Annotated in this window: 2 protein-coding genes; one reads left to right on the top strand and one right to left on the bottom strand. The window is 49.4% G+C overall.

The genetic code is table 11. The annotated features are described in order from the left end of the window. Positions 1-100: 100 nt before the first annotated feature. Positions 101-1,117 (bottom strand): UDP-N-acetylmuramate dehydrogenase, encoded by a 1,017-nt coding sequence (murB, locus tag OB13_RS16395; RefSeq protein ID WP_461491257.1) that lies wholly within the window; start codon positions 1,115-1,117, stop codon positions 101-103. A 193-nt stretch (positions 1,118-1,310) separates the two neighbouring features. Between murB and OB13_RS16390 the strand changes: the two genes are divergently transcribed. Beyond that, complete coding sequence (locus OB13_RS16390) at positions 1,311-2,504, top strand: THUMP domain-containing class I SAM-dependent RNA methyltransferase (protein WP_461491256.1); 1,194 nt, start codon at positions 1,311-1,313, stop codon at positions 2,502-2,504. Positions 2,505-2,653: the final 149 nt, after the last annotated feature.

The raw sequence follows: 2,653 nt of genomic DNA, 5'->3' as shown, positions 1-2,653 counted from the left end.
AAGGGGTTGCTTTAAGTGATTGTAACCTATATATCGTAGCCTATATAAATAAGTTTGCCCCTTTCACCGAAAACTTAGGATACCTATGAAAATAAATAGGCTACAGGATATTTACCTCCGGTTGCAGCACAATGCCAAATTTTTCCTGCACAGATTGAATAATATCATGGGCCAGCGCCAGCACCTTTTCACCCTCAGCGCCACCATAGTTTACGAGTACCAGCGCCTGGTTTTTATGTACACCATAGTTGCCGATTACTTTTCCTTTCCAGCCGCATTGCTCAATCAGCCAGCCTGCAGGAACCTTCACAGTTGTTCCGGACACAGGATAGGCGGGCATATCCGGGTGCTTTACTTTGAGCACATCAAAGAGCAGGGTCGGTATCTCGGGGTTTTTGAAGAAGCTACCGGCATTGCCAATCTGGGCAGGGTCAGGGAGTTTGCTGCGGCGTATGTGGCAAACGGCAGCGCTTACGTCGTGAATGGTAGGCTGCTGCACCTGCATTTCTTCCAGTGTGGTCTTGATGGCGCCGTACGAAGTATTGAGCTGGTGCTGCTTGTGCAGCTTGAGTACAACCGCTGTCACAATGTATTCTCCTTTTGCTTCATGCTTGAACACACTCTCGCGGTAGCCGAACCGGCAGGCTTCGCCATCGAAGGTATGGAGCTCGCCTGTTGCCAGCTCTACCGCTTCCAGCTCATAAAATACGTCCTTCAGCTCTACGCCATAAGCGCCGATGTTCTGCAAGGGAGCAGCCCCTACAGTGCCAGGTATAAGGGAAAGGTTTTCGATCCCACCCAGGTTATGCTCCAGGCAAAACAGCACCAGGTTGTGCCATACCTCTCCGCCGCCTGCTCTTACATAAGCAAACTCCTCATCCTCCCGTACCACTTCCATACCTTTGATGCCGTTCAGCAGCACGATGCCATCAAAGTCTTTGGTGAAAAGCACATTGCTGCCACCTCCCAGGATAAGTTTGTTCTCTTCCCGGATCTCTGGCCGTTGTAAAAGCTCCTGCAGCTCCTGCACGCTGTCGAAACGTGCAAAATGTTTTGCTTTGACGTCTATGCCAAAGGTGTTGTAGGATTTGAGGGAGAAATCTGACTCGAATTTCATAAGCGGGTATTTCCTGCAAAAATAAGCTTTAATAGTTAGAAAATTAAAAAGTTGGAAAGGTTGGAAGTTAAAGTTCTGAGGTTCGGGTGCTGATTTACGAGTAAAAACCTACATAATCAGGGTAAACTCAGAATTCATAACTCAGAACTCAGCACTCGATTTTGTATCTTTGTGACTTATTTAAGGACAGAAAATGGCAAAATCAATTTCGAACGGCAACTTCAATATGGTCGCCACCACACTCTCCGGTCTGGAGGAAGTACTGGCTGAAGAACTGCGCGCCCTCGACGTAGAATATATCAAAGTAGGCAACCGCGCTGTGAGTTTTTCCGGCAGCCAGCGCCAGATGTATGAAGCGAACCTGTGGTGCCGTACCGCTATCCGTATCCTCAAGCCGATCCGCAACTTTAAAGCCCGCGACGAGAAAGACCTCTATGAGCAGGTACAAAAGACGAACTGGTCGGAATACCTGGACCTGAAGCAAACCTTTGCCATTGATGCTGTCGTGAGCCATTCTACGTTCGAGCACTCGCTTTTTGTGGCACAGCTTACCAAAGATGCCATCGTGGACCAGTTTCGTAAGGCTACCGGCGAGCGACCATCTGTGGACCGGATTCGGCCGGATGTGCGTCTGAACCTGCACATGCATGAGAACATGGTCACTCTATCGCTCGACTCATCGGGTGATTCATTGCACCGCCGGGGCTACCGCCTGCAGACCAACGTCGCACCCCTCAACGAGGTGCTGGCTGCCGGTATCATCGGCTTGTCCGGTTGGGATAAAAAGTCGCCTTTCGTGGATCCGATGTGTGGCTCGGGTACTTTCCTGATAGAGGCTGCTATGATGGCACAAAACATTGCACCCGGCATCTTCCGTCGTGATCCTTTTGCTTTTGAAAACTGGAAAGACTATAACAAGGAGCTGTTTGAAATGGTATGGAAAACGGCTGAAGTCAAAGAAAAAAGAGAACCGCAGGCCACCATCATCGGCTATGATATTGACGCAGATTATATAGCTGCTGCACGCGCTAATATCGAAAATGCTGGTCTGGAGCATGTGATAAAAATCGAGGAAGCTGACTTCTTTGAAACCGCAGCTCCGGCTAATCAAGGGGTGTTGGTGATGAATCCTCCTTATAACGAGCGTATTGTTTCGGATGACATCAACGAACTCTACAAACAGATCGGCGACACGCTCAAAAACAGTTACCAGGGTTTCGATGCCTTTGTGCTTACCGGAAACCTGGACGCAGCCAAAAACATCGGCCTGCGCGCTTCCCGTCGTACGCCGCTCTACAACGGCGCCATCGATTGCCGCCTGTTGAAGTATGAATTGTACAGAGGAAGCAGGAGGGGAGAAGTGAAAGAAGAGGAGGAGCAGGGGTAATCCTAAGCGATCGTTCTCACAATAGGAACTGCGTGAGCGTAAGCTATACCTGCTTTGTGACTTCGGCTTCATCAAGCTTCAACCTGACGTTTTTGTATAGCTTCGCCTGGCCGGCGGGTCCTCACTTTTCTCCTTGATGAGAAAAGTAA

Source organism: Pontibacter sp. HJ8 (assembly GCF_054824225.1).
Note: the sequence above shows the minus strand (reverse complement) of the source record. Positions and strands in the feature narration are given on the sequence as shown.

What these genes read in the sequence shown, in the direction of transcription:
- murB (WP_461491257.1), bottom strand. Translation starts at nt 1,117, where the DNA reads ATGAAATTCGAGTCAGATTTCTCCCTCAAATCCTACAACACCTTTGGC.
- OB13_RS16390 (WP_461491256.1), top strand. Translation starts at nt 1,311, where the DNA reads ATGGCAAAATCAATTTCGAACGGCAACTTCAATATGGTCGCCACCACA.